Consider the following 25,322-nt stretch of genomic DNA (forward strand, 5'->3'; position numbering starts at 1 on the left):
TTGGACAGGAAGCGCCACCGGCAAACCGGAGCGGGTAGTCGCACCTTGTGTATAGGGTCGGTGCAGCAAGCAGCGACCAAACCGTGCCAGACGATCGAGCGGGGTGAGGGAAATGGCGAGCAAGGACACCGGCGGCGGCCAGCAGCGGGCGAACCGCTCCTCCGAGGAGGTCGAGGAGCAGGCCGCGGAAGCGCAGAATTCCGACGAGCTCAAGGAGCGCCAGGAAAAGCTGAGCGACGACGTCGACGCGGTTCTGGACGAAATCGACGAAGTCCTGGAGTCGAACGCCGAGGATTTCGTGCGGCAGTTCGTGCAAAAGGGCGGGCAGTAACCCCGGCAACCCCCTCCGGGCATTCCGGGAATTCACGGTTGCGACCGGGAACGGCGGGCGGGCGGCGGGAGCCGTCCGTCCGCCCCGGTCCGGCCCTCCGCCCTACTGGACAGTGATCGTCCGGCGGGTAGGGTGCGGGCAGTGCGCGCTTCAAGCTACCTGGAAGGAATCGTGTGGAAGCCAACATCCGTGGCACCGGGCGTCTACCGGCTGCCTTCCTGACCCCGGGGTCCTCGTCGTTCCTCGACTTCCTCGCCGACCACCAGCCGGAGCTCATCCCGGGCCGGCGCAGCCTGCCCGAGGGCGTCGTCCAGGCCCCGCACGGCACGACCATCGTCTCGGTGGTCTTCGACGGCGGCGTCGTCCTCGCGGGTGACCGCCGCGCCACCATGGGCAACGTGATCGCCCAGCGGGACATGCAGAAGGTCTTCCCGGCCGACGAGTACAGCGCGGTCGGCGTCGCCGGCACCGCCGGCCTCGCGATCGAGATGGTCCGGCTGTTCCAGCTGGAGCTGGAGCACTACGAGAAGATCGAGGGCACGGTGCTCTCCCTGGAGGGCAAGGCGAACCGGCTCACCACCATGATCCGGGGCAACCTGGGCATGGCGATGCAGGGCCTGGCCGTCGTCCCGATCTTCGCCGGCTACGACCTCGACCTCGGGCGCGGCCGGATCTTCACCTACGACGTCACCGGCGGCCGCTCCGAGGAGCGGGGCTTCGCCGCCACCGGTTCCGGCTCGGTCTTCGCCCGCGGCTCGCTGAAGAAGCTCTACCGCGAGGACCTGACGGCCCAGCAGGCCTCCACCGCGGTCGTCCAGGCCCTGTACGACGCGGCGGACGACGACTCCGCCACCGGCGGCCCGGACCTCGCCCGCAAGATCTTCCCGATCGTGTCGCTGATCACCGAGGACGGCTTCCGCCGGCTCACCGACGACGAGGTCGCCGAGATCGCCGTCTCCATCACCGACCACCGCCTGACCCACCCCAACGGTCCGCAGGCCCCGCTGCTCTAGCCGTCAGCCACACCTACCAAGGAAGGGACGACCGCCGGTGTCGACACCGTTCTACGTCTCGCCCCAGCAGGCCATGGCGGACCGCGCTGAGTACGCCCGCAAGGGCATCGCGCGCGGTCGCAGCGTGGTCGTGCTCACCTACGCCGACGGCATCGTCTTCGTCGCCGAGAACACCTCCCGGGCGCTCCACAAGGTCTCCGAGATCTACGACAAGATCGCCTTCGCGGCGGTCGGCCGCTACAACGAGTTCGAGAACCTGCGCATCGGCGGCGTCCGCTACGCCGACCTGCGCGGCTACTCCTACGACCGGGCGGACGTCACGGCCCGGGGCCTGGCCAACGTCTACGCCCAGACGCTCGGCACCATCTTCTCCTCGGTCGGCGAGAAGCCCTACGAGGTGGAGCTCATCGTGGCCGAGGTCGGCCGCACCACCGAAGAGGACCAGATCTACCGGCTCACCCCGGACGGCTCGGTCGTCGACGAGAAGAACTACGTGGTGGTCGGCGGCAACGCCGACTCCATCGGCAACTACCTGGGCCAGCGCCACCGCGGCGGGCTCTCGCTGACCGACGCGGTGAAGGTCGCCGTGGACTCGCTCGCCCGCGACCCCAACGGCGGCAGCCCGCGCACCCTCACCCCCGAGCAGCTGGAGGTGGCGGTGCTGGACCGCCAGCGCTTCCAGCAGCGCAAGTTCAAGCGGATCCTGGGCGGCCAGCTCGCCCGGCTCCTCGACGGCGACGAGTCCGCCGAGACCGACGACGAGGAGAAGCCGGCGGCCACCCCGCCGGACGACTCCGACCAGTAGTGCCTGCGGGGTCCCCGCGGCGGCCGGCGACGACCGCCGCGGGGACCCCGGTGCCCCTGCGGCGGCCGGGACGGCGTCGCGGAGGCGGTTTCGGACAGCTCCCATCAGAGAATGGATGATGGCCCATGGACCGCCGAATTTTCGGGCTGGAGAACGAGTACGGCGTCACCTGTACGTTCCGCGGGCAGCGCAGGCTGTCCCCGGACGAGGTGGCCCGGTACCTCTTCCGCCGCGTAGTCTCCTGGGGCCGCAGCAGCAACGTGTTCCTGCGCAACGGTGCCCGCCTCTACCTCGACGTCGGCTCCCACCCCGAGTACGCCACCCCCGAGTGCGACGACGTCATCGAGCTGGTGACGCACGACAAGGCGGGCGAGCGCATCCTTGAGGGACTCCTGGTCGACGCCGAGCGGCGGCTGCACGAGGAGGGCATCGCGGGGGACGTCTACCTCTTCAAGAACAACACCGACTCGGCCGGCAACTCCTACGGCTGCCACGAGAACTACCTGGTGGCCCGGCACGGTGAGTTCTCCCGGCTGGCCGACGTGCTGATCCCGTTCCTGGTGACCCGCCAGCTGATCTGCGGCGCCGGCAAGGTGCTGCAGACCCCGCGCGGCGCGGTCTACTGCGTCAGCCAGCGGGCCGAGCACATCTGGGAGGGCGTCAGCTCGGCGACCACCCGGTCCCGTCCGATCATCAACACCCGGGACGAGCCGCACGCCGACGCCGAGCGGTACCGGCGGCTGCACGTGATCGTCGGCGACTCCAACATGTCCGAGACCACCACCCTGCTCAAGGTCGGCTCCACCGACCTGGTGCTCCGGCTGATCGAGGCCGGCGTGGTGATGCGCGACCTCACCCTGGAGAACCCGATCCGGGCGATCCGCGAGGTCAGCCACGACCTCACCGGGACCCACCAGGTCAGGCTGGCCAACGGCCGGGAGGCCAGCGCGCTGGACATCCAGGAGGAGTACTACACCAAGGCGCTGGAGTTCGCCGACCGCAAGGGCATCAACACCGGGACCATCGCGCGCGTCCTCGACCTGTGGGGCCGCACCCTGGAGGCGGTGAAGACCGAGCGGCTGGACGACGTGGCCACCGAGATCGACTGGATCATGAAGTACAAGCTCATCGAGCGCTACCGCGAGAAGCACCAGATGAGCATGAGCAACCCGCGGGTCGCCCAGATCGACCTCGCGTACCACGACATCCACCGCCGCCGCGGGCTGTTCTACCTGCTCCAGGCGAAGAACCAGGCGCAGCGGGTGACCACCGACCTGAAGACCTTCGAGGCCAAGTCGATCCCGCCGCAGACCACCCGGGCCCGGCTGCGCGGGGACTTCATCCGCCGGGCGCAGGAGCAGCGCCGCGACTTCACCGTCGACTGGGTGCACCTCAAGCTGAACGACCAGGCGCAGCGGACGGTGCTGTGCAAGGACCCGTTCCGGTCGGTCGACGAGCGGGTGGAGAAGCTCATCGCGGGGATGTGAGCAGGGCCGGAGTCCCCGCCGGTGTGATCTTTGCGGTGCCCGGCCCCGGTGGTGTCTACCGGGGCCGGGCACCGTCGGGGAATACGCTGTCCGTCGAGTCCGGAGAGCCGACTTTGACCGACAGTTAGGAACGCCGTGCGCCGCACCGCCGGGTTGCTTCTCACCCTGCCCCTGTTGCTGGCGGTGGCCTGCAGCAGCTCCACCAAACCCGCCAGCCCGGCCACGCCGACGGCGTCGCCCAGTGCCGCGCCCACCGTGCCGACCCCGGTGAACGAGGCCTCCCCGATGCCGACGCTGTCCGGCGGCGGGTTCGGGAGCAAGGCCACCATCACCCTCCCGGAGGGCCAGCCCAGCGGCCAGTTCGTGGTGAACACCGTCAGCGAGGGCGACCGGTCGACGGTCAACAAGGGCGACTGGGTCACGGTCAACTACACCGCGAAGGACTGGACCACCGGCAAGGACCTGCCCAGCTCGTACGACGCGGGCGGGAAGCCGCAGCTCTACCAGGCCGGCAGCGGGCAGCTGGTGCCGGCCTTCGACCAGAGCGTGATCGGCAAGAAGGTCGGCAGCCGGCTGCTGGTGGTGGCCCCGCCGGCCGCCGCGTTCGGCAGCCAGGGCAGCAGCCAGCTCGGGGTGGGTCCGGGGGACACCGTGGTGTTCGTGCTGGACATCATGGAGAGCCTGCCGCCGGACTCCACGCTCTCCGGCACCATGACGCAGCCGCCGGCGACGATGCCGCAGGTCAAGGACAACGGCAAGGCCGCGGTGACGATCACCGTTCCGCCCGGGCAGGCGCCGCCGACCGAGCTCCAGCAGGCCGTGCTGATCAAGGGCGAGGGCAAGCAGGTCAAGGAGGGGCAGACCCTGGTGGTGCAGTACACCGGGGTGCTGTGGAGCAACGGCCAGCAGTTCGACTCCTCGTGGAGCCACGGCGGTGCGCAGGCGCTGCAGATCGGCACCGGCAGCGTGATCGAGGGCTGGGACAAGGGCCTGGTGGGCCAGAACGTCGGCAGCCGGGTCGAGCTGGTGGTGCCGCCGGCGCTCGGTTACAAGGACCAGGCGCAGGGCGCGGTGCCGCCGAACTCGACGCTGGTCTTCGTGATCGACATCCTGGAGGCCGTGTAGCCCTCTCCGCGGCCTGGGAAAGGCCGTGGGGATTCCGTACGCTTGGGCGGGCGCTCGCACAGGGAAGCGCCCGCCCTCATCCTGACCTGTCATACTGCCCTCGCACTGTGGTAGGCGCCGCCGGCGTCCGGGGTCCGGGCGTGCAGTGCGGCAGCACCCGGCGCCCACCACGCCGGCCGTAGACCTCGAAGACCTCGTGGCGAGATGGATGGGGAGTCATGTCTGAGAAAGCGTCGAGCCCGGGCGGAGCCGGCACCGCGAACGGAAGCTCCGCCGGTGACCCGGCAGACTCGCGGCCCGGTGGCCCGCTTCCGGGTGACGGCGAGTCGATCGTCGTACCGCCGTCGATCCTGAAGCAGCAGGCGGGCTGGGCCCAGCCCGGTGACGCCCCGCGGCCGGCGGGCGGGACGAAGACCGACGACACCCCGCAGATCTTCGCGTCGACCGTGCGCCGCCAGGACACCTCCGAGGCCGGGTACGACGAGAACCCGGGGAACGTCGGCAAGCTGGGTGTGATCCTCGGCACGGTGCTGTCCGTGCTGCTGATCGGCAGTGCCGTGACGCTGTACCTGGTGAACAAGGACGACTCGTCGGACACCGCCGCCGCCAAGCCGGACGCGGCCAAGAGCGCGCCGGCCACGCCGACCGCCGAGCCGGTCCCGCCGATCAAGGACACCGCCAAGGTGCTGCCGACGGTCACCGGCGAGTTCGGCAAGAAGGCCGCCATCGAGGTCCCCGCGGACCAGGCGGACGGCAGCTTCGTGGTGAAGGTCCTCACCGAGGGCACCGGTCCCAAGGTCGAGAAGAACTCCTGGACCTCGGTCGACTACACCGGCAAGGACTGGAACACCGGCAAGGACATCCCCTCCTCGTACGACGAGAAGGGCAAGCCGCAGATCTTCCAGGCCGGCACCGACGCGCTGATCCCGGCGCTCGACCAGGCCGTGATCGGCAAGAAGGCCGGCAGCCGGCTGCTGGTGGTGGCCCCGCCGGCCGCCGCCTTCGGCGCCCAGGGCAACCCGAGCATGTCGATCGGGGCGGCCGACAACCTGATCTTCGTGATCGACATCCGGAACAGCAACGCCCCGGACGCCGTGGTCGGCGGCACCGTGACCCCGCCCCCCGCGGACTTCCCGCAGGTCAAGGACAACGGCAAGAAGCCGGCCGAGATCGTCCCGGTGCCCGGCGCCGCGGACCCGACCGAGCTGAAGTCCCACGTCCTGATCAAGGGCGAGGGCCGCAAGGTCGAGAAGGGCGAGAAGATCCTCGTCCAGTACACCGGCGCGCTGTTCAAGGACGGCAAGGTCTTCGACTCCTCGCTGAGCAAGGGCCAGGCGTTCTCGTTCCCGCTCGGCGGCGGCCAGGTCATCGCCGGCTGGGACCAGGGCCTGGAGGGCCAGACCATCGGCAGCCGGGTCGAGCTGGTCATCCCGGCCTCGCTGGGCTACAAGGACCAGGCCCAGGGCGACATCCCGGCCAACTCCACGCTGGTCTTCGTCGTCGACATCCTCGACGCCGGTCAGGGCTGATCCACTTTCGGGTGACAATGGTGTGCGTGTGACCTTCGGGCCGGGCCGCGTGGCCCGTGCCCGGACGGGCGGCGGGCGCCCGTACCGTGGTCCGGTAACGGACCGGGGGTGCGGGCGCCCGCCGCTTGGTCATGGACCGAACCAACCGTGAGAAGAGGCACAGTGAGCAAGCCTGAGATCGACTTCCCGGTCGGCGACCCGCCGGCCGAGCTCAAGATCCGCGACATCGTCGTCGGCACCGGCGAGGAGGCCAAGCCCGGCCAGGTCGTCGAGGTCCACTACGTCGGCGTGACCTACGCGACCGGCGAGGAGTTCGACGCCAGCTGGAACCGCGGCTCGACGTTCAAGTTCCCGCTCGGTGGCGGCCGCGTCATCAAGGGCTGGGACCAGGGCGTCGCCGGCATGAAGGTCGGCGGCCGCCGCGAGCTGGTCATCCCGCCGCACCTGGGCTACGGCAACCAGTCGCCGACCCCGGCCATCCCGGCCGGCTCGACCCTGATCTTCGTGGTCGACCTGATCGGCGTCTGAAACCGGTCGTGACGCTGGGCCGCACCCCGGGAACGGGGTGCGGCCCCACGCGTTTCCGGACTCGGCTTTTGCACTGCGTACCGCTACCGGTACGGTCGGTCCCGCCGGGTCCCACGACGGCCCGGCGGGCGCACCCCGCGCGCGGCGCGGCACACCGGAAGGGTCAGCGATGGCGATCGCCAAGGCAGAGCGGCTGATGAATCTCGCCCTGTGCCTGATGAACACCAGACGTCCGCTCTCCAAGAAGGAGCTGCGGGAATCCATCGAGGCGTATCGCGAGGCCTGGCAGAACAGCAGCGAAGAGGCCTTCAACCGGATGTTCGAGCGGGACAAGGACGACCTGCGCGAACTCGGGCTGGTCATCGACGTGGACGAGAACGCCCTCGACGGCGAACTCGGCTACCTCGCCCGCGCCGACCGCAACCGGCTGCCGGAGATCGCCCTCGACGCCGAGGAGGCCGCCGCGCTCACCCTCGCCGCCCGGGTCTGGCAGCAGGCCAAGATGTCCGGCGCCGCCAGCGGCGCGCTGCAGAAGCTCCGCGCGGCCGGCGTCCCGTTCACCGAGACCGAGGGCCGGCCCGCCCTGGAGCCGCGGATCCCGGCCCGGGAGGCCGCGTTCGAGCCGCTGCTCACCGCCGCCCGCGACCGCCGCCCGGTCACCTTCGAGTACCGCAAGGCCGGCGCCGCCGCCGTCGAGCAGCGCAGCGTGGAGCCGTGGGCCCTGGAGTGCTGGCGCGGCCACTGGTACCTGGCGGGCTGGGACCGCGACCGCGAGGACGCCCGGGTGTTCCGGCTCAGCCGGATCACCGGCAAGGTCCGGGCCCGCTCCGGCGCCTTCCTGGGCACCGTGCCGGAGCACGTGGACGTCCGGGCCACCGTCGCCAAGTTCGCCGGCGAAGGGGCCACCGCCACGGCCGTGGTGAAGGTCCGCCGCGGCGCGGGGTTCCCGCTGCGCACCAAGGCGCTCTCCACCCGGCGCTCCGACGAGGGCTGGGACGAGCTGGAGATCCCGTACGGCAACGGCCTCGGCGCCGACCTGGCGGAGTTCGGGCCGGACGTGCTGGTGGTCGGACCGGAGGAGCTGCGGGCCGACGTGATCGACCGGCTGCGCGCGGTGGCCGGCACTGTGGTGGAGGATGTGCGGGCATGAGCAACGCGATCGACCAGACCCGGCGGATGCTCTCGCTGGTCACCTACCTGCGGGAGCGCCCCGGGGCCGAGGTGGCCGAGGTCGCCCGCGCGTTCGGCATCACCGAGCGCGAGCTGATCGGCGACCTCAACGTGCTGCCGATGTGCGGCACCAGCTTCCGCGGCGGCGACCTGCTCGACATCGACACCGACGGCGAGCGGATCTGGTGGCACAACGTCGACGACGTCGCCCAGCCGCTGCGGCTGGCCGCCGACGAGGCGACCGCCCTGCTGGTCGCCGCCCGCGCGGTGGCCGGGCTGCCCGGTCTCCGGGCCGGTGACCGGGAGGCGCTCACCCGGGCCGTCGCCAAGATCGAGAACGCGGCCGGCGAGAGCGCCGAGGGCAGCGCCCGGGTCGGCGTCACCTTCGAGGCCGAGAGCCACGTCTTCGCCGACATCGACCGCGCGCTCAGCGAGGGCAGGCGGCTCTGGCTGCGCTACTACTCGCACGGGCGCGGCGGCATGACCGAGCGCGAGGTCGACCCGATCCGGCTGCTCACCGAGGGGCACACCTACCTGGAGGCCTGGTGCCGGACCTCCGAGGACCACCGGATGTTCCGGCTCGACCGGGTCGCCGAGATCCGGGTGCTGGACGTCCCCGCCGACCCGCCCAAGCGCGAGCCGCGCGACCTCTCGGGCGGGCTGGTCAACCCCTCCGCCGACGACCCCGAGGTGGTGGTCGAGGTCTCCTCCGGCGGCCGCTGGGTCGCCGAGTACTACACCCACGACCGGGCCGAGGAACTGCCCGACGGCGGGCTGCGGATCACCCTGCGCAGCGCCGACCCCTCGCAGCTGCGCCCGCTGGCGCTCCGGCTGGGCCGGGACGGGCGGATCGTCTCCCCGCCGGAGCTCGCCGGGCAGGCGCGCGCGGCGGCGCTGGAGGCGCTGGCCCACTACGGGGAGGGGCTGGTCTGAGCCGTGGAGCCCGGGACCAGATTCAAGGTCTACTGCTCGGAGTGCCGGGAGAAGGTGGAGCTCCCGGCCGAGGAGTTCCGCCTGACGTTCGGCCGGACGCCGGCCCAGGCGCACTACAGCTTCGGCTGCCCGCTGTGCGGGGCGGCCGTGCGCAAGCCCGCCGGGGAGAAGATCGTCGCGGCGCTGACCGTGGCCGGGGTGCGCACCATGCGGCTGGTGCCGGCCGAGAGCTGAGCGCGTCCGCCGGCCGGGCCCGGCCGGCGGGGGAGGCCCGGGCGGGGCGGGCGGTTCCCGGCGGCCGATAGGGTGGGGCCATGTCCTGGATGCTCGTCGCCGCCGTCCTCGCCGCCACCGCCGGTCTGCTGGTGCTCGGCGTCCTCGCGGTCCGGCTCTGGCTGGACGTGCGGTCGCTGGCCAAGGGAGTGGACGCCGCCTCCCGGGCCCTGGCCGAGGCGGCCGGGGAGCTCGCGGCCTCGGCGCCGGGGCGTTCCTGACGCCGGTCCACCGGGGCGGCCCCGTCCGGTCCGCGCTCCGTCCGGCTCCTGTCCGGTCCCGCTTCGCGGCCCTCCCGTGCCCGTCCCGGCGGGGCCGACCTGCCGGGACCGTCGGAAGGGGACGCCGGGGGGCTGCTGCGCGGGGGTAGGGGCGCGTTACGCTCTCAGCAGGCCCTTGAGTGCGACGGGGGCCGCTGTCCTGTTCGGGCGGCCGTCGTCACGGTGTCATCCGCAGCGGTTACCATCCCCGCAGCGGCGGCCCGCCGGTGCCGCCATGACTGAAGGTGGTCGAGCATGCGGATCTCGCCGATCGCGATTCTGGTGGTCGTGGTCATTGCCATTCTGCTCTTCGGCGCCAAGCGACTGCCCGATCTGGCGCGCTCGCTCGGCCAGTCGATGCGGATCCTGAAGAGCGAGACCAAGGCGATGCGCTCGGACGGCACGGCCGACGCCCCGGCCCAGCCCGAGCCGGCGGTGGTCGACGGCGGCACGGCGAAGACCATCCAGGCCGCGCCGGGGGCGTCCGCGACCGCCCGGCCGGCGAGCGAGCAGACCTCCGGTCGGTCCGCGGGCGCGTCCGCGCCCGACGGCGGCCGGGCGCACTGAGCGCGTCCGGCCGTGACGTCCCGCACGCAGCGCACACGACCACTGGAGGCCCGCCGACCGGCGGGCCTCGACGCACGAGTTGAGGACCGGGGTTGAGCAAGCTCACCAAGGCGCAGAAGGCGCCCAAGGATCCCGAGGGGCGGATGGCCCTCGCCGACCATCTGCGGGAACTGCGGAACCGCGTGGTCAAGTCGGTCCTGGCGATCGTGGTGTTCACGATCGTCGCGCTGATCTTCCACAAGCAGATCGAGTCGTTCCTGCTCAAGCCGCTGCCCCAGTGCACCCCCGACGTCATCAAGGAGACCGAGGGCCGCTGCGCCCAGGTCTCGACCATCGGTCTGACCGCGGGCTTCAACTGGATGCTCAAGGTCGCGCTGACGGCGGGTGTGGTCGCCACCGTGCCGGTCTGGCTGTACCAGCTCTGGGCCTTCGTGGCGCCCGGTCTGCACAAGCACGAGCGCAAGTACACGGTCATCTTCATGACGTGCGGCGCGCCGCTGTTCCTGGCGGGTGTCGGCCTGGCGGTGCTGCTGCTGCCGATGACCGTCGAGGTGCTGATCTCGTTCACCCCGAACGACACCACGCCGATCCTCCCGCCCGGGGACTACTTCGACATCGCCACCAGGCTGGTGCTGGTCTTCGGTCTGGCCTTCGAGTTCCCGCTGCTGCTGGTGATGCTCAACATGGTGGGCGTCGTCACCGGCAAGCGGCTGCTCGGCTGGTGGCGCGGCATGGTGATGGGCATCACCGTCTTCGCCGCCTTCGCCACCCCGAGTGCCGACCCGCTGAGCATGCTGGCGCTGGCCGCGCCGATCTGGGGGCTGTACTTCATCGCGGTGGGCATCGCGATGCTGAACGACCGGCGCAAGGCGCGCCGCAACCCGGACCTCGCCCTGGACGACGAGGAGGCGTCGAACCTCGACCTGTCGGTCGCGCCGGTGGCCGGGGCCGAGGCGATCGAGGCGTCCGGCGCGCCGAGTGCCTCCGCCGCCGTGCCGGCCGCCCGGCACGAGCAGATGGACGACATCACCTGACCGGTCGAGCGGATCGCTCCGGAAAGCCCCGACCTGCCGTTTCGCGGCGGGTCGGGGTTTTTCACGGGTGGACCGCCTTCCTCGGCGCGGCGGGAGGGGCGGTCTTGGCACCGTCCATGGCATGTGACATATTACTGCCGTGTCCCACTCCCAGAGACTCCTCCCCGACGTCGTGGTGGTCGGTGCCGGTGTCGTCGGCGCCGCCTGCGCGTACTACGCCGCGCGGGCCGGCCTCGCCGTCACCGTCGTCGACCGCGGCCCGGTCGCGGGCGGAACCACCGGCGCCGGCGAGGGCAACCTGCTGGTCTCCGACAAGGAGCCCGGCCCCGAGCTCGACCTCGCGCTGTACTCCACCCGGCTCTGGCGCGAGATCGCCGACGAGCTCGGCACCGCCGTCGAGTACGAGCCCAAGGGCGGCCTCGTGGTCGCCGCCACGCCGGCCCGGCAGGACGCCCTGCGCGCCTTCGCCGCCGCGCAGACCGCGGTCGGCGTCGACTCCGAGGAGATCCCCGGCGAGCGGCTGCGCGAGCTGGAGCCGCACCTCGCCCCCGGACTGGCCGGCGGGTTCCACTACCCGCAGGACGCCCAGGTCCAGCCCGCGCTGGCCGCCGCCCACCTGCTGCGCGCCGCCCGTGAGGCCGGCGCCCGGCTGTACACCGGCGAGACCGTCCGGGCGGTCCGGCTGGGGGCCGGCGGAGAGGTGCTCGGCGTCGAGACCGACCGGCGGCGGCTGGACGCGCCCGCGGTGATCAACGCCGCCGGCACCTGGGGCGGTGAGCTGGCCGCGCTGGCCGGCGTCCACCTCCCGGTGCTGCCGCGGCGGGGCTTCGTGCTGGTGACCGAGCCGCTGCCGCGGATCGTCCGGCGCAAGGTGTACGCCGCCGACTACGTCGCCGACGTGGCCAGCGGATCGGCCGCCCTGCAGACCTCCGCGGTGGTCGAGGGGACCCCGGGCGGGCCGGTGCTGATCGGCGCCAGCCGCGAACGGGTCGGCTTCGACCGCACGCTCTCGGTGGAGGTGCTGCACCGGCTGGCCGCGCAGGCGGCGGCGCTCTTCCCGGTCCTGGCCGGGGTGAACGTGATGCGCGCCTACCGGGGGTTCCGGCCGTACCTGCCGGACCACCTGCCGGCGATCGGCGCCGACCCGCGGGTGCCGGGGCTCTTCCACGCCTGCGGCCACGAGGGGGCGGGCATCGGGCTCGCCCCGGCCACCGGGCTGCTGATCGCCCAGCAGCTCACCGGCAAGGACCCCGAACTGGACCTCACGCCGTTCCGCGCCGACCGCTTCCCGGTCGCCGATGGCCCCTCGTGACCCGTGCGGAGCGCGGACCGCGCTCCGCACGGCGCCCGTGCGCGCCGGGGCCGCGGTGCCCGCGCGCCCCCGCACACCGCGCACCCGCACCGGGACGACGGCGCTCGCGCGCCCCAGGATGAGCTGAACGGAGAACCCCACCCATGCGCCGTACCCCCGCCGACCTGGTCCGGGCCGAACCCGGGCCCGCGCACACCATCGAGTTCGACGGGCGGCCCGTGCCCGCGCTGCCCGGGCAGACGATCGCCGCCGCACTCTGGGCCGACGGCGTGCTCGCCTGGCGCACCACCCGGGTCGGCGGGAAGCCGCGCGGGGCGTTCTGCGGGATCGGCGCCTGCTTCGACTGCCTGGCCACCGTCGACGGGCAGCCCAACCAGCGCACCTGCCTGCTGCCGGCCGAGCCCGGCACCACCGTCACCACCCAGGAGGGCCACGGCCGTGCCGACCTCGCCGTCTGACCCCGTCGACGCCTCGGGATCCCCCGCGGGCGCGCGTTCCGCCGAAGCCGCGGGGGCGCCGTACGACCTCGCGGTGATCGGGGCCGGCCCGGCCGGCCTGGCCGCCGCCGTGACCGCCGCCGACCTCGGGCTGCGCTGCGCCCTGCTCGACGCGGGACAGCGCACCGGAGGCCAGTACTACCGCCACCCCGCGCCCGGCCTCGGCGCCACCCGGCCGGACCGGCTGCACCACGGCTGGTCCGTCTACACCGGCCTCGCCCAGCGGCTCGACGCCCACCGGGCGTCCGGGCGGGTCGAGCTGCTGGCCGGCCACCAGGTCTGGGCGCTGGAGCGCGCGGGGGAGCGGGACTGGCGGCTGCACGCCACCACCGGCCCCGCCGCCGACGACCGGGCCACCGTCCGGTCCGCGGCCGTGCTGCTGGCCACCGGCGCCTACGAGCGGCAGCTCCCGTTCCCCGGCTGGACGCTGCCCGGTGTGGTCACCGCGGGCGGCGCGCAGGCCATGCTCAAGGCCGGGCTGGTGCTGCCCGGCCGCAGGATCGTGGTGGCCGGCAGCGGCCCGCTGCTGCTGGCGGCGGCGTCCTCGCTGGTCACCGCCGGGGCCGAGGTGCCCGCAGTGGTCGAGGCCACGAACTACCTCGGCTACGCCCGGCGCCCCGGTGTGCTGGCCGCCGTCCCGGCCAAGCTGGTCGAGGGCGCCGGGCACGGCAGCGCGCTGCTGCGGCACGGCGTGCGGCTGCGCCGCAGCAGCGCGGTGGTCGAGGCGCACGGCACCGACCGGGTCACCGCCGTCACGGTGGCCCGGCTGGACGCCGAGTGGCGGCCGGTGCCCGGCACCGAGCGGCGGATCGCGTGCGACGCGCTCGCCGTCGGGCACGGCCTGCTGCCGCAGATCGAGCTGGCCACCGAGCTGGGCGCGGCCACCCGGACCACCCCCGACGGGACGGCCGCGCTCAGGGTCGACGCCCGGCTGCGGACCACCGTGCCCGGACTCTGGGCGGCCGGCGAGACCTGCGGCGTCGGCGGCGCCGACCTGGCGATCGCCGAGGGCGAGCTGGCCGCGCACGCGGTGGCGGACCGGCCGGTGCGCACCGCGCTGCTGCGCCGGCGGTCCCGGCTGCGGGCCTTCGCCGAGCTGATGGCCGCCTCCCACCGGCCCGGTCCGGGCTGGACCGAGTGGCTGCGGCCGGACACCGACGTCTGCCGCTGCGAGGAGGTTCCGGTCGACCGGATCCGGGAGGCGGTGGAGGAGCTGGGTGCGGGCGACGCGCGCACCGTGAAGCTGCTGACCAGGGCCGGGATGGGCTGGTGCCAGGGCCGGATGTGCGGTCCGGCGGTGGCCTGTCTGGCCGGTTCCGGCGGCGCCGACGGCGGCTCCGGCTCCGGTTCGGGTGCCGGTCCGGAGGAGGTGCGGCCCGACAGCCGTCCGTTCTCCTGCCCGGTACCGCTCGGGCAACTCGCGGCCGAGCGGCACCGGGACGGGCCGGAAGGCACGTCCCGACCCTGAACTCGCACGGCGGGGACTCTTGTCTCCGCCGCGCGAATCCTAATAAAATGTCACACCTCACCAAGGAGAAGCTGTGTCCCACACCCCGCACGACACCACCCGGCCCTGGCGCGGCATCATGGTCGCCACCACGATCCCGCTGCGCGAGGACCTCTCCGTCGACTACGACGCGTACGCCGACCACGTCCGCTGGCTGATCGAGTCGGGCTGCGACGGCGTCGTCCCCAACGGCTCGCTCGGCGAGTACCAGACCCTGACCGCCGAGGAGCGCGCCAAGGTCGTCGAGGTCGCCGTCGAGGCCGCCGGTGACGGCTCGCGCGTCATGCCCGGCGTGGCCGCCTACGGCAGCGCCGAGTCCCGCCGCTGGGCCGAGCAGGCCGCCGAGGCCGGCGCCGGCTCCGTCCTGCTGCTGCCGCCGAACGCCTACCGGGCCGACCACGACTCCGTCCGGGCGCACTACGCGGAGGTCGCCAAGGCCGGCGTGCCGATCGTGGCCTACAACAACCCGATCGACACCAAGGTCGACCTCGTCCCCGCGCTGCTCGCGCAGCTGCACGCCGAGGGCTCGATCGTCGCGGTCAAGGAGTTCAGCGGCGACGTCCGCCGGGCCTACGAGATCGCCGAGCTCGCCCCGGGCCTCGACCTGCTGATCGGCGCCGACGACGTGCTGCTGGAGCTGGCCCTGGCCGGCGCCGTCGGCTGGATCGCCGGCTACCCGAACGCGCTGCCCGCAGCGAGCGCGGCGCTCTACCGGGCCGCCGTCGAGAAGGACCTGGAGACGGCCCTGCCGCTCTACAAGTCGCTCCACTCGCTGCTGCGCTGGGACTCCAAGACCGAGTTCGTCCAGGCGATCAAGCTCTCCATGGACATCGCCGGCCGCCCCGGCGGCCCGGTGCGCGCCCCGCGCCAGCCGCTGACCCCGGAGATCGAGGCGGCCGTCCGCGCGGCCACCGAGAAGGCGCTGGCCGAGGGCCACGCGTAGCCACTCCGCAGTTCCGGTGTCCGGGACGGCCGGCTGCGGGGGCAGCCGGCCTCCGGCCCCACCACCCACCCCCACCCCACGGAGCGTCACCAGATGCGCAGCCGTCACGTCTTCCACGCCGTCGACTCGCACACCGAAGGCATGCCCACCCGGGTCGTCACCGGCGGCTTCGGTGTCATCCCCGGCGCCACCATGGCCGAACGCCGGGTCCACTTCCAGCAGCACCTCGACCACTTCCGCACCCTGCTGATGTACGAGCCGCGCGGCCACGCCGCGATGAGCGGCGCCGTCCTGCAGCCGCCGACCCGGCCCGACGCCGACTTCGGGGTGCTCTACATCGAGGTCTCCGGGCTGCTGCCGATGTGCGGGCACGGCACCATCGGCGTCGCCACCGTGCTGGTCGAGACCGGCATGGTGCCGGTGGTCGAGCCGGTCACCACCGTCCGGCTGGACACCCCGGCCGGCCTGGTCGTCGCCGACGTGGCGGTCGAGAACGGCGCGGCCACCGCGGTCACCATCCGCAACGTGCCGTCCTACTCGGAGGCGCTGGACCGCAAGATCGAGGTGCCCGGCTACGGCACCGTCGGCTACGACCTCGCGTACGGCGGCAACTTCTACGCCATCCTGCCGCTCGCCGAGTTCGGGATCCCGTTCGAGCGCGAGCGCAAGCAGGAGATCCTGGACGCCGGGCTGGCCCTGATGGACGCGATCAACGGGAGCCCGGACCGGCCGGTGCACCCGGAGGACCCGTCCATCCACAGCTGCCACCACGTCCAGCTGCTCGCCCCCGGCTCCACGGCCGAACACTCCCGGCACGCCATGGCCATCCACCCCGGCTGGTTCGACCGCTCGCCGTGCGGCACCGGCACCTCGGCGCGGATGGCGCAGCTGCACGCCCGCGGCGAGCTGCCGCTCGGCCGGGACTTCCGCAACGACTCCTTCATCGGGACGACCTTCACCGGCCGCCTGGTCGAGGAGACCGAGGTGGCCGGACGGCCGGCGGTCGTCCCCACCGTCACCGGGCGGGCCTGGATCACCGGCACCGCCCAGTACTTCCTCGACCCCAGCGACCCGTTCCCGGCCGGCTTCCTGCTCTGAAGCCGCCGCATCACCCGTTGAACCACCCGAAGGGCTGCCTGCTGTGACGATCCGTTCGTACAACCCCGCCGACCCCGCGGACCTCGTCGCCGAGGCGCCCGCCCCCGGCGCCGAGGCCGTCGAGGCCACCGTCGCCCGCGCCCGCGCGGCACAGCCCGGCTGGGTCGCGGCCGGCGCCGGCGGCCGCTCGGCCGCGCTCAACCGGATCGCCGACGCGGTCGAGGCGCACGCCGAGGAGCTGGCCGCGCTGGTCGTGCGCGAGGTCGGCAAGCCCCTGGCCGAGGCGCGCGGCGAGGTCGCCCGCACCGTCGCGATCTGGCGGTACTACGCCCAGGCGCCGTACGCGGCGTCCGGCGCCGTGCACGAGACCGCCGGCGGCCCCGGCCTGCTGCTCACCCGCCGCCGCCCGTACGGGGTGGCCGGGCTGATCACCCCGTGGAACTTCCCGCTGGCGATCCCCACCTGGAAGGCCGCCCCGGCGCTGGCCGTCGGCAACACCGTGGTGCTCAAGCCCTCCTCGGAGGCGATCGGCTGCGCCCGGCGCCTCGCCGAGCTGGTCGCCGAGGCCGGGCTCCCGGCGGACGTCTTCACCGTGCTGCCCGGCGGCGGCGCCGAGGGCGGGACGCTGGTCGGCGCGGCGGACGTGGTCTCGTTCACCGGCTCCACCGGGGTCGGCAAGCAGGTCGTCCGGACCGCCACCGAGCGCGGCATCCCGGTCCAGGCCGAGCTCGGCGGGCTGAACGCGGCGCTGGTCCTGCCGGACGCCGACTTCGACCAGGCCGCCGCCCACCTGGCCGCGGCGATCGCCGGGTACGCCGGGCAGAAGTGCACCGCCACCAGCCGGGTGATCGCCGTCGGCGAAGCCTACGAGCCGCTGCGCGCCGCCCTGGTCAAGGCCCTCGGGCAGGTGGACGACACGGCCTGCGGGCCGGTCATCAACGCCGCCTCGCGGGACCAGATCACCGAGGCCCTCGACTCCGCCCGGGAGGCCGGCGCCGAGGTGCTGGCCGGCGGCGGCGTGCCGGAGCGGGCCGGCTGGTACCTCGACCCGACCCTGGTCGCCGACGTGCCGGACGGGCACCCGCTGCGGCGCGAGGAGTTCTTCGGCCCGATCGCCGTGCTGCACGCCGCGGCCGACCTGGACGAGGCGATCGCGCTCGCCAACGACACCCCGTACACGCTGGCCGCCTCGGTGCACACCCGCAGCCTGGACGTCGCGCTCGCCGTCGCCGACCGGCTCGACGCGGGCATGATCCGGGTCAACGCGCCGTCCAGCGGCGTCGACTTCCACCTGCCGTTCGGCGGTGCCAAGGGCGCCAGCCACGGCGCGCGGGAGCAGGGCCAGGCGGCGCTCGACTTCTACACCCAGGGCCGCACGGTCACCCTGTTGCCGGCCGGGGGTGCCTGATGCCGGTCGACCACGTCGACACGGTCGACTACCACACGGCCGGCGAGCCGTTCCGGATCGTGGTCGGCGGAGCCCCGGTGATCCCGGGCGACACCGTCGCCGAGCGGCGGGCGATCGCCATCGGCGCGGGCGGCACCGCCACCTCGCCCCGGCCCAGCACGCTGGACGAGGTGCGCCGGCTGCTCACCCGTGAACCGCGCGGGCACGCCGGGATGTACGGCGGCTTCCTGGTGCCGCCGGACGACGACGAGGCCGACCTCGGCGTGCTCTTCTGGCACAAGGACGGCTACTCGACGGCCTGCGGCCACGGCACCATCGCGCTCGGCGCCTGGGCGGTGGACTCCGGGCTCATCCCGGCGCCGGAGTACGGCGTCGCGCGGGTGCGGATCGACGTCCCGTCCGGCCGGGTCACCGCGCTGGTGCACCGGAGCGGCGGGCGGACCACCGGGGTGACCTTCCGCAACGTGCCCGCCTGGGTGGGCGAGCTCAAGCTCCCGGTCGAGACCTCGCGCGGCACCGTCGAGGTGGCCGTCGCGCACGCCGGGGCCTGCTACGCCTCGGTTCCGGCGGCCGCGCTCGGGCTGTCGGTCAGCCTTGAGCAGCTGCCCGAACTCACCGCGGCCGGGCGGGAGATCCAGGCCGCACTGGCCGACTCGCCCGCCGTGCGGCACCCCGTGGACCCGCGGCTCTCGGGCGTCTACGGGGTCATCCTGTACGACGAACTCCCGAGCGAGGACGGCGGGTTGAACCAGCGGAACGTCACCGTCTTCGCGGACGGGCAGATCGACCGCTCGCCGTGCGGCTCCGGCACCTCGGCCCGGCTGGCCGTGCTCGCCGCCGAGGGCAGGCTCGCGCCCGGGCAGGAGCTGCGGCACGAGTCGATCGTCGGGACGGTCTTCGGCGGGCGGGTCCTGGCCGGCGGCGACCCGTGGGGCGACGGCGTGGTCACCGAGGTGACCGGCACCGCGCACCGCACGGGCGAGCACCGGTTCCTGCTCGACCCGCAGGACGAGCTCGGCACGGGGTTCCTGCTGTGACGGGCGACCTCCGGGCGGCTCTCGTACCGCCCGGCGCGGAGGCCGAGCCGCTCCGGCCCGCCGCGCCGGGCCACACCCCGGCCGACGGGGTCGGCCGGGACGGCCGGGCCGACCGGGAGGGCCAGGTCGATCCGGTCGGTCAGGGCGCCGTCGAGCTGACCCCCGCCCAGGCCGTCGCCGCGATCGAACAGGTGCTGCTCGACGGGCTGGACCCGGAGGCCGGGCCCGCCCGCTCGGCGATGCCGGTCCCGGCCGGCGAACTGCTGCTGATGCCGGCCGCCTCCGCCGCGTACACCGGCGTCAAGATCGCCGGGGTCGCACCCGCCAACCCGGCCGTCGGACTGCCCCGGATCACCGGCAGCTACCTGCTGCTCGACGGTCCAACCCTGCAGCCCGTCGCCCTGCTCGACGGCGCCGCGCTCACCGCGCTGCGCACGCCCGCCGTCACGGCGGCCGCACTGCGCCGGCTGGCCGCGCCGGACGCCGCGCACCTCGTCCTGTTCGGGGCCGGCCCGCAGGCGTACGGGCACCTGGACGCGCTGGTCGGCGTCCTGCCGCTGACCCGGGTCACGGTGGTGGCCCGCAGCGAGCAGCCGGCCGAGGCGCTCGCCCAGTACGCCCGGGCGCGCGGCCTGGCCGCGGTCCTCGGCACGCCGGCCGACGTGGCCGACGCCGACGTGGTGGTCTGCTGCACCACGGCGCGCACCCCGCTGTTCGACGGCGCACTGGTGCCGGACCGCGCGGCGGTGGCGGCGGTCGGCTCGCACGAGGTGGACGCCCGGGAGGTGGACGAGGTGCTGGTCGGCCGGTCCGCCCTGTACGTGGAGGCGCGGTCCGCCGCCCTGCGGGAGGCCGGTGACCTGCTGATGGCGGGCGTCACGGCCGCCGACCCGCTGGCCAACCTGGCCGAGCTGGTGCGCGGCGAGGCGCCGGTGCCGACGGACCGTCCCCGGTTCTTCAAGAGCGTGGGGATGGCCTGGCAGGACCTCGCGGTGGCGGCGGAGGTGCATCGGCGCGGTCCGCGCTGATCCTCCGGCGGGGTCCCCGGGGGTCTGGCGCTCCCCGGGGGCCCGGACCCGGTATGCCGAGCGTGCCCGGTGCGGCCGGCGCGCTCGGCGTACCGGGGGTGGTGGACCGCCCTGGTGGGTCCGGTGAGGGTGGCGGGGGCGCCGGGGCGGGTGTGCCGGCCGGCGGGTGCGCCGGTGCCGGTTCCGTACCCGGTTCTCCCCGGAACCGGGTCGGTCGATTCAGGGGTGGCCGGAGCTGCGGCCGACGTGTCGGGAGGGATCCCCGGCCGCGTCGGCCGCTTTCGCCTGTCCGGGCACCGGGCGGTGCGGGCGGTGGAGGGTGGTGGCGGGGCGGGGAGGAGGCGCCGGCTACTGGTAGGTGGCGATCAGCCGGGCCAGGTGGCGGCCGGTGAGGTGGAGCGGTTCCTCGCTGCGGGCCACCTGGGCGGCCAGCTCCGCGCCCTCCAGGGTGTTGATGACGGTGGCGGCGAGTTCGCGGGCGTCGGTCAGGCCGATCCCGGAGCCGTGCAGCTTCTCCTCGACGACGGCGCGCCAGTGGGCGAACGCCTCGGCGACGGCCTCCTCGATGACCGGTGCCCGGCCGACCGTCTCCAGCGCGGTGGTGGTGATCGGGCAGCCGTCCTGCCAGTCGGACTCGCGCAGCGCGTCGGCGAGCAGGCGGGTGCAGGCGGTGACCGCCTCGGCCGGGTCGTCCGCGCTGTCCAGCCCCGCGCGGAGCAGCTCGGCGAACTCCTGGTCGCCGTGGCGGATCGCCTCGGCGGCCAGTTCCTGCTTCCCGCCCGGGAAGAAGTGGTAGACGGAGCCGAGGGTGGCCTCCGCCTCGCGGGAGATCTGCTTGATGCCGGTGCCCTCGTACCCCTGGCGCTGGAGCAGCCGGGAGGTGGCCCGGACGATCCGCTCGCGGGTGCCGGTGGTGGTCGTCTTCACGGCGCGAGTCTAGCCGATCGATAAATAGAGCGTTCGTTCCACTGCTGTGCTAGCTTCCTTCCTGGATAGAGCGTTCGTTCTAGCGAGCCCTTCGGAGGGGACTTCCATGCCTGCTGCACAGCACACCGAGCACGCCGACGGTGCCGAGCGCGCCGATCTCACCGAGCGCGCCGATCTCACCGAGCGCGCCGGGCACGCCCGGGCCGGGGCGGAAGGGGGCGAGCGGGCTGTCACCCTGATCGGCCTCGGCCCGATGGGGCAGGCGATGGCCGCCGCCTACCTGGACGCCGGGTACGCCGTCACGGTGTGGAACCGGACCGCCGGGCGGGCCCGGGACCTGGTCGCCCGGGGAGCCGTCCTCGCGCCGGGCGCGGCCGAGGCCGTGGCCGCCAACGACCTCGTCGTACTCAGCCTCACCGACTACGACGCGGTGTTCGCCGTCCTGGCCGCCGCCGAGCCCGAACTGCGCGGGAAGACCGTCGTCAACCTCAGCTCGGACACCCCCGAGCGCGCCCGGGAAGCCGCCCGCTGGCTCGCCGAACGCGGCGCCGCCCACCTCACCGGCGGCGTGCAGGTGCCGCCCTCCGGCATCGGCCGGCCGGAGTCGGCCACCTTCTACAGCGGGCCGGTCGGGCTCTTCCGGGAGCACCGGGCCGCCCTGGAGGTGCTCACCGGCGCCGACTACCGGGGCGACGACCCCGGGCTGGCCCAGCTGTACTACCAGATCCAGATGGACCTCTTCTGGACCTCGCTGGTCGGCTACCTGCACGCCACCGCCGTCGCCGAGGCCAACGGCATCTCGGCCGAGGAGTTCCTCCCCTACGCCGCCTCGACCGCCGCCTCGCTGCCCGGCTTCCTGGCCTTCTACGCGCCCCGGATCGCCGCCGGGCACCACGAGGGCGACGTCGACCGGCTCACCATGGGCCTCGCCAGCCTCGAACACGTCCGGCACACGGTGGAGGCCTCCGGCGTGGACGACGCCCTGCCCCGGCTGCTGGCGGACACCTTCCGGCGGGGCGTCGAGGCCGGGCACGGCGCGTCCAGCGCGACCAGCCTGATCGGCCTCTTCAAGGGGGCCGGGGCGGGGGAGCCGGCCGGAGCATGACGCGGTTCGGGGCCGCCGACCGTTGCCACCGGTCGGCGGCCCTGCCACCATGGGGTCCGGCGCGGGCTCCGGTCGCTGACGGAACCTCCGAATCACGGACTGTTGCACACTCAACGTAACGTGACATTGTACGCTGGTGTTCTGCACCCACCCGGAGGAACACCATGGCCGACCTCAAACCCCGCACCCTGATCTCCGTCCAGGAGCGGCTGCGCGACCAGGTCGCCCACGCGCTCCGCGCCGCCCTGATCTCCGGTGAACTCCGCCCCGGAGTGGTCTACTCCGCGCCCGCGCTCGCCGCCGACTTCGGCGTCTCCGCCACCCCCGTCCGCGAGGCCATGCTCGACCTCGCCCGCGAGGGCCTGGTCGAGGCCGTCCGCAACAAGGGCTTCCGGGTCACCGAGCTGACCGAGCGGGACCTCGACGACTTCACCGAGATCCGCGCCCTGATCGAGGTCCCGACGGTCGGCCGGGTCACCCGCACCGCCACCGCCGAGCAGCTGGAGGCGCTGCGCCCGCAGGCCGAGGCGATCGTCGTCGCGGCCGGCAAGCACGACCTGATCGGCTACCTGGAGGCCGACCGCCAGTTCCACCTCGACCTGCTCGGGCTGGCCGGCAACGCCCGCCTGGTGGAGGTCGTCGGCGACCTGCGCAAGCGCTCCCGCCTCTACGGGCTCAACCGCCTCGCCGAGCGCGGCGAGCTGGTGTCCTCGGCGGAGGAGCACCTGGCCCTGCTCGACCTGATGATCGCCGGCGACGCCCCCGCCGCCGAGGACTGCATGTCCCGCCACCTCAGCCACGTCCGCTCGCTGTGGGCGGAGGGCCAGGAGGAGGCGGCGGAGGAGGCCCGTCCGGCGTTGCGGCTGCGGGCGCGGTAGGGGAGTCGCCCGTTCGGGTGAGTTGCGGTGATCGGGCCGGGGGACGGGCCCCGGTCCTACGATGATGTTCCCTACATCGGCAGCGAGGAGGAACTCCGTGTCCGCCGCCACCGTGGAAGGACCCGTGGAGCAGCCGAGCCTGCTCGAAGTGGCCGAGCTGATCTCCGACCAGTTCACCGGCTACCGGGTCGAGATCATCGGGAGCCAGATCACCGTGACCCCGCCGCCCGACATGCAGCACGGCCGATCACTGACCCGGCTCATGCGCCGGCTGTTCGCGGCAGGCCTGGACGGCGAGGAGACCGAGGTCTTCCAGAACGTCGGGATCTGGCTGCCGGACGGGCCGTCGGACTTCGCCGTGCCCGACCTGGCGGTCCTCGACGCGAACAGCGACGACCATCTCGTCGAGCACAACTGCTACGACCCGGTGGTCTTCAGGCTCGTCGTCGAGGTCACGTCGTCGAACCTGGGGGACGACCTCAAGAAGAAGCCCGCCGCCTACGCGTCCGCCGGGGTGCCCGTCTACGTGATCGTGGACCGGACGAACCAGCGGGTCATGGTGCTCACCGACCCGCAGGGCGGCGACTACCGGGTGCACGCCGTCCACCACCCCGGGCAGTCGTTCACGCTGCCCGAGTCGGTCGGGGCCCCGGTGACGCTCTCGGTGGACGACGTGCTCGCGGCGAAGAAGTAGCGGCGGCCGGGGTCAGACCGCCGCCGGGACGGTCAGCCGGCCGTCGCGGACCTCGGCGACCTGGTCGACCGCCGTCAGGTGGGTCCGGTCGTGGGTGACCAGGACGGTGGCCGTGGCGCGCCGGTGGGTGAGGGCGGTCAGCAGGTCCAGGACGGCGGCCCCGCGTTCGTGGTCGAGGGCGCTGGTCGGCTCGTCCACCAGCAGCACGGTGGGGTCGTTCATCAGCGCGCGGGCGATGTTGACGCGTTGGCGCTGGCCGCCGGAGAGCTGGTGCGGCCGGCGGGCCGCCTGCCCGCCCAGGCCGACCGCGTCCAGCAGCTCCAGCGCCCGGGGGAGGGCGGCACGCGGGGAGCGGCCGTCCAGGTGGGCCATCACCTGCAGCTGCTCGGCGGCGGTGAGCGAGGGCAGCAGGTTGGGCTGCTGGAAGACGATCCCGATCCGGTCCCGCCGCAGGGCGGTGAGCGCGGCGCGGTCCAGCCCGGCCGTCTCCACGCCGTCCACCACCACCCGGCCGGAGTCCGGGGCGATCAGCGTCGCGGCGACCGCCAGCAGGCTGGACTTGCCGGAGCCGGACGGGCCCACCACCGCCGTGACCGTGCCCTTCGGGACGGTCAGCGAGACCTCGTCCAGGGCGGTCAGCCGGCCGTCGCCGTCCGGGTAGGTGAGGGTGACGCGGTCGAGGTGCAGGCTCATCGGGCACTTCCCAGGGCGGTCAGCGGGTCGACGGAGGTGATCCGGCGGACGGACAGGGCCGCGCCGACCGCGCCGAGCGCGATCATCACGGCGGCCGGGACGAGCACGGTCGGCGCGTCCAGGACGAACGGCACCGCCGGGCCGATCAGCGCGCCGAGCGCGGCCGCGATCGCGGTGCCTGCGGCGGTTCCCAGCACCAGCAGCACCACCGCCTGGCCGAGGGCGTCCCGCAGCAGGTAGCGGGTGGAGGCGCCGAGCGCCTTCAGGACGGCGATGTCGCCGCTGCGCTGGATCGTCCAGACGGTGAAGAAGGCGCCGATCACCAGGGCCGAGATGGCGAACAGGAAGCCGCGCATCAGCTGGAGCGAGCCGTTCTCGGAGGTGTAGGAGCCGATCGCGGCGAGCGCGTCCGCCCGGCTGCGGGTCTCGGTGCCGAGGAGGGCGTCGGCGCCGGCCAGGTCGGTTCCCGGGGTGGTGGTGAGCGCGACCACGGTGGCGTGGCCGGTGCCGCCCGGGGCGGCCTGCTGCCAGTCGGCGAGGCTCGCCCAGACGACCGGGGTGTGGCTGTACGAGGCGTCGCCCGCCACCGCCGCGACCGTCAGCGACCGGCCCGCGAGGGTGAACGCGTCACCCGGGCGGAGCCCGCCGAGGTCCTTCGCGGCCGTCTCCGACAGCACCGCCCGGCCGGGGCCGAGCAGCGCGCCCTGCGGGGCCAGCGCCGAGCCGTCCGGCACGCCGAACACGGAGAGCGCGGCGGTGCGCGGCCCGGCCGCCGCCTTGGTGATGGCGATGCCGAGCGGCTCCGCGGAGGTGACGCCCGGGGTCCGGGCCCAGCCCTGCCACTGCTCGGCGGTCAGCTGGGAGTCGGTGAACGAGAGCTTCTGCCCGTCGGCCGGCCTGGCGAAGGCCAGGTGGTCGGCGGGCAGTCCGGTGACCGCCGAGGTGTTCTGCCGGCCCAGGCCGGCCGTCAGCCCGGACAGCAGGCCGACCAGCACGGTGATCAGTACGATGACGGTTCCCATCAGGGCGAACCGCCCCTTGGCGAACCCAAGATCCCTCCAGGCGACGAACACCTTCGGCCCCTCTTCCAGACGCGTTTCCCGATGCTGACGAGCCTGGCCGAGACGGGGGCTCCCGGGC

27 protein-coding genes are annotated in these 25,322 nt (G+C 73.8%); 24 read left to right on the forward strand and 3 right to left on the reverse strand.

Annotated elements, in window-relative coordinates:
* Nucleotides 1-112: 112 nt before the first annotated feature.
* From AC067J_RS16185 to AC067J_RS16285, 21 genes are all read left to right on the forward strand, one after another.
* A complete protein-coding gene (locus tag AC067J_RS16185) occupies nt 113-331 on the forward strand; it encodes a ubiquitin-like protein Pup (protein WP_030299936.1) in 219 nt (72 codons plus the stop codon).
* A 173-nt stretch (nt 332-504) separates the two neighbouring features.
* Nucleotides 505-1,344 (forward strand): proteasome subunit beta, encoded by an 840-nt coding sequence (gene prcB / locus AC067J_RS16190; protein WP_478299620.1) that lies wholly within the window; start codon nt 505-507, stop codon nt 1,342-1,344.
* Nucleotides 1,345-1,381: 37 nt separating this feature from the next.
* On the forward strand, nt 1,382-2,149 hold the full coding sequence (gene prcA, locus AC067J_RS16195; protein WP_478299622.1) for a proteasome subunit alpha: 768 nt from the start codon (nt 1,382-1,384) through the stop codon (nt 2,147-2,149).
* 125 nt (nt 2,150-2,274) lie between these two features.
* Nucleotides 2,275-3,636 carry a Pup--protein ligase gene (gene pafA / locus AC067J_RS16200; protein ID WP_478299623.1) on the forward strand — a complete coding sequence of 454 codons (1,362 nt, stop codon included), beginning with the start codon at nt 2,275-2,277 and terminating at the stop codon, nt 3,634-3,636.
* Nucleotides 3,637-3,771: 135 nt separating this feature from the next.
* Nucleotides 3,772-4,761, forward strand: coding sequence for an FKBP-type peptidyl-prolyl cis-trans isomerase (locus AC067J_RS16205; protein ID WP_478299625.1), 990 nt, complete (start codon nt 3,772-3,774; stop codon nt 4,759-4,761).
* Between the two features lie 218 nt (nt 4,762-4,979).
* Nucleotides 4,980-6,290, forward strand: coding sequence for an FKBP-type peptidyl-prolyl cis-trans isomerase (locus tag AC067J_RS16210; RefSeq protein ID WP_478299627.1), 1,311 nt, complete (start codon nt 4,980-4,982; stop codon nt 6,288-6,290).
* Nucleotides 6,291-6,437: 147 nt separating this feature from the next.
* On the forward strand, nt 6,438-6,818 hold the full coding sequence (locus AC067J_RS16215; RefSeq protein ID WP_478299629.1) for an FKBP-type peptidyl-prolyl cis-trans isomerase: 381 nt from the start codon (nt 6,438-6,440) through the stop codon (nt 6,816-6,818).
* A gap of 169 nt (nt 6,819-6,987) precedes the next feature.
* Nucleotides 6,988-7,968, forward strand: a complete 981-nt coding sequence (locus tag AC067J_RS16220; RefSeq protein ID WP_478299631.1) for a helix-turn-helix transcriptional regulator — start codon at nt 6,988-6,990, stop codon at nt 7,966-7,968.
* Nucleotides 7,965-8,921, forward strand: a complete 957-nt coding sequence (locus AC067J_RS16225; protein ID WP_478299633.1) for a helix-turn-helix transcriptional regulator — start codon at nt 7,965-7,967, stop codon at nt 8,919-8,921. The genes AC067J_RS16220 and AC067J_RS16225 overlap by 4 nt, the downstream gene beginning before the upstream one ends.
* Nucleotides 8,922-8,924: 3 nt before the next feature.
* Nucleotides 8,925-9,155, forward strand: coding sequence for a hypothetical protein (locus AC067J_RS16230; RefSeq protein ID WP_478299635.1), 231 nt, complete (start codon nt 8,925-8,927; stop codon nt 9,153-9,155).
* Nucleotides 9,156-9,235: 80 nt separating this feature from the next.
* The gene (locus AC067J_RS16235; RefSeq protein WP_478299637.1) at nt 9,236-9,415 is read left to right on the forward strand and encodes a hypothetical protein; all 180 of its coding nucleotides are present in this window, start codon (nt 9,236-9,238) and stop codon (nt 9,413-9,415) included.
* A 294-nt stretch (nt 9,416-9,709) separates the two neighbouring features.
* A complete protein-coding gene (gene tatA, locus AC067J_RS16240) occupies nt 9,710-10,021 on the forward strand; it encodes a Sec-independent protein translocase subunit TatA (RefSeq protein ID WP_478299639.1) in 312 nt (103 codons plus the stop codon).
* Nucleotides 10,022-10,164: 143 nt separating this feature from the next.
* Entirely contained in the window at nt 10,165-11,055 is an 891-nt protein-coding gene (tatC, locus tag AC067J_RS16245; RefSeq protein WP_478300079.1) for a twin-arginine translocase subunit TatC, read from the forward strand.
* A 139-nt stretch (nt 11,056-11,194) separates the two neighbouring features.
* The gene (locus AC067J_RS16250; RefSeq protein ID WP_478299641.1) at nt 11,195-12,367 is read left to right on the forward strand and encodes an NAD(P)/FAD-dependent oxidoreductase; all 1,173 of its coding nucleotides are present in this window, start codon (nt 11,195-11,197) and stop codon (nt 12,365-12,367) included.
* 143 nt (nt 12,368-12,510) lie between these two features.
* Complete coding sequence (locus tag AC067J_RS16255; protein ID WP_478299643.1) at nt 12,511-12,825, forward strand: (2Fe-2S)-binding protein; 315 nt, start codon at nt 12,511-12,513, stop codon at nt 12,823-12,825.
* Entirely contained in the window at nt 12,806-14,332 is a 1,527-nt protein-coding gene (locus AC067J_RS16260; RefSeq protein WP_478299645.1) for an FAD/NAD(P)-dependent oxidoreductase, read from the forward strand. The genes AC067J_RS16255 and AC067J_RS16260 overlap by 20 nt, the downstream gene beginning before the upstream one ends.
* A 118-nt stretch (nt 14,333-14,450) precedes the next feature.
* Nucleotides 14,451-15,314: a dihydrodipicolinate synthase family protein gene (locus tag AC067J_RS16265; RefSeq protein WP_478300081.1), complete on the forward strand. Its 864-nt coding sequence runs from the start codon at nt 14,451-14,453 to the stop codon at nt 15,312-15,314.
* Nucleotides 15,315-15,407: 93 nt separating this feature from the next.
* Complete coding sequence (locus AC067J_RS16270) at nt 15,408-16,412, forward strand: proline racemase family protein (protein WP_478299647.1); 1,005 nt, start codon at nt 15,408-15,410, stop codon at nt 16,410-16,412.
* 34 nt (nt 16,413-16,446) lie between these two features.
* Complete coding sequence (locus AC067J_RS16275) at nt 16,447-17,820, forward strand: aldehyde dehydrogenase family protein (protein WP_478300083.1); 1,374 nt, start codon at nt 16,447-16,449, stop codon at nt 17,818-17,820.
* Nucleotides 17,820-18,857, forward strand: a complete 1,038-nt coding sequence (locus AC067J_RS16280; protein ID WP_478299648.1) for a proline racemase family protein — start codon at nt 17,820-17,822, stop codon at nt 18,855-18,857. Before AC067J_RS16275 ends, AC067J_RS16280 begins: the two co-directional genes overlap by 1 nt.
* Nucleotides 18,854-19,885, forward strand: a complete 1,032-nt coding sequence (locus AC067J_RS16285; protein ID WP_478299650.1) for an ornithine cyclodeaminase family protein — start codon at nt 18,854-18,856, stop codon at nt 19,883-19,885. Before AC067J_RS16280 ends, AC067J_RS16285 begins: the two co-directional genes overlap by 4 nt.
* Before the next feature lie 348 nt (nt 19,886-20,233).
* On the opposite strand, the gene AC067J_RS16290 is transcribed toward AC067J_RS16285, so the two are convergent.
* Nucleotides 20,234-20,812, reverse strand: a complete 579-nt coding sequence (locus tag AC067J_RS16290) for a TetR/AcrR family transcriptional regulator (protein ID WP_478299652.1) — start codon at nt 20,810-20,812, stop codon at nt 20,234-20,236.
* Nucleotides 20,813-20,918: 106 nt separating this feature from the next.
* On the opposite strand from AC067J_RS16290, the gene AC067J_RS16295 reads away from it, so the two are divergent.
* The 3 genes from AC067J_RS16295 to AC067J_RS16305 all read left to right on the forward strand — a co-directional run bounded on the left by AC067J_RS16295 (nt 20,919) and on the right by AC067J_RS16305 (nt 23,489).
* The gene (locus AC067J_RS16295; protein WP_478299654.1) at nt 20,919-21,917 is read left to right on the forward strand and encodes an NAD(P)-dependent oxidoreductase; all 999 of its coding nucleotides are present in this window, start codon (nt 20,919-20,921) and stop codon (nt 21,915-21,917) included.
* Nucleotides 21,918-22,081: 164 nt separating this feature from the next.
* Entirely contained in the window at nt 22,082-22,795 is a 714-nt protein-coding gene (locus tag AC067J_RS16300; protein ID WP_478299656.1) for a GntR family transcriptional regulator, read from the forward strand.
* 97 nt (nt 22,796-22,892) lie between these two features.
* Entirely contained in the window at nt 22,893-23,489 is a 597-nt protein-coding gene (locus AC067J_RS16305) for a Uma2 family endonuclease (protein ID WP_478299658.1), read from the forward strand.
* A gap of 12 nt (nt 23,490-23,501) precedes the next feature.
* Here AC067J_RS16305 and AC067J_RS16310 read toward each other — a convergent pair whose 3' ends face one another.
* Together AC067J_RS16310 and AC067J_RS16315 are read right to left on the reverse strand one after the other, a co-directional pair.
* Nucleotides 23,502-24,182, reverse strand: coding sequence for an ABC transporter ATP-binding protein (locus tag AC067J_RS16310; protein ID WP_478299660.1), 681 nt, complete (start codon nt 24,180-24,182; stop codon nt 23,502-23,504).
* On the reverse strand, nt 24,179-25,255 hold the full coding sequence (locus tag AC067J_RS16315) for an ABC transporter permease (RefSeq protein WP_478299662.1): 1,077 nt from the start codon (nt 25,253-25,255) through the stop codon (nt 24,179-24,181). The genes AC067J_RS16310 and AC067J_RS16315 overlap by 4 nt, the downstream gene beginning before the upstream one ends.
* Between the last annotated feature and the right edge of the window lie 67 nt (nt 25,256-25,322).

The organism is Kitasatospora sp. NPDC042419, from assembly GCF_056437345.1.

What these genes read in the sequence shown, in the direction of transcription:
- AC067J_RS16185 (WP_030299936.1), top strand. Translation starts at nt 113, where the DNA reads ATGGCGAGCAAGGACACCGGCGGCGGCCAGCAGCGGGCGAACCGCTCC.
- pafA (WP_478299623.1), top strand. Translation starts at nt 2,275, where the DNA reads ATGGACCGCCGAATTTTCGGGCTGGAGAACGAGTACGGCGTCACCTGT.
- AC067J_RS16210 (WP_478299627.1), top strand. Translation starts at nt 4,980, where the DNA reads ATGTCTGAGAAAGCGTCGAGCCCGGGCGGAGCCGGCACCGCGAACGGA.
- AC067J_RS16220 (WP_478299631.1), top strand. Translation starts at nt 6,988, where the DNA reads ATGGCGATCGCCAAGGCAGAGCGGCTGATGAATCTCGCCCTGTGCCTG.
- AC067J_RS16225 (WP_478299633.1), top strand. Translation starts at nt 7,965, where the DNA reads ATGAGCAACGCGATCGACCAGACCCGGCGGATGCTCTCGCTGGTCACC.
- AC067J_RS16235 (WP_478299637.1), top strand. Translation starts at nt 9,236, where the DNA reads ATGTCCTGGATGCTCGTCGCCGCCGTCCTCGCCGCCACCGCCGGTCTG.
- tatA (WP_478299639.1), top strand. Translation starts at nt 9,710, where the DNA reads ATGCGGATCTCGCCGATCGCGATTCTGGTGGTCGTGGTCATTGCCATT.
- tatC (WP_478300079.1), top strand. Translation starts at nt 10,165, where the DNA reads ATGGCCCTCGCCGACCATCTGCGGGAACTGCGGAACCGCGTGGTCAAG.
- AC067J_RS16255 (WP_478299643.1), top strand. Translation starts at nt 12,511, where the DNA reads ATGCGCCGTACCCCCGCCGACCTGGTCCGGGCCGAACCCGGGCCCGCG.
- AC067J_RS16265 (WP_478300081.1), top strand. Translation starts at nt 14,451, where the DNA reads ATGGTCGCCACCACGATCCCGCTGCGCGAGGACCTCTCCGTCGACTAC.
- AC067J_RS16270 (WP_478299647.1), top strand. Translation starts at nt 15,408, where the DNA reads ATGCGCAGCCGTCACGTCTTCCACGCCGTCGACTCGCACACCGAAGGC.
- AC067J_RS16280 (WP_478299648.1), top strand. Translation starts at nt 17,820, where the DNA reads ATGCCGGTCGACCACGTCGACACGGTCGACTACCACACGGCCGGCGAG.
- AC067J_RS16295 (WP_478299654.1), top strand. Translation starts at nt 20,919, where the DNA reads ATGCCTGCTGCACAGCACACCGAGCACGCCGACGGTGCCGAGCGCGCC.
- AC067J_RS16300 (WP_478299656.1), top strand. Translation starts at nt 22,082, where the DNA reads ATGGCCGACCTCAAACCCCGCACCCTGATCTCCGTCCAGGAGCGGCTG.
- AC067J_RS16310 (WP_478299660.1), bottom strand. Translation starts at nt 24,182, where the DNA reads ATGAGCCTGCACCTCGACCGCGTCACCCTCACCTACCCGGACGGCGAC.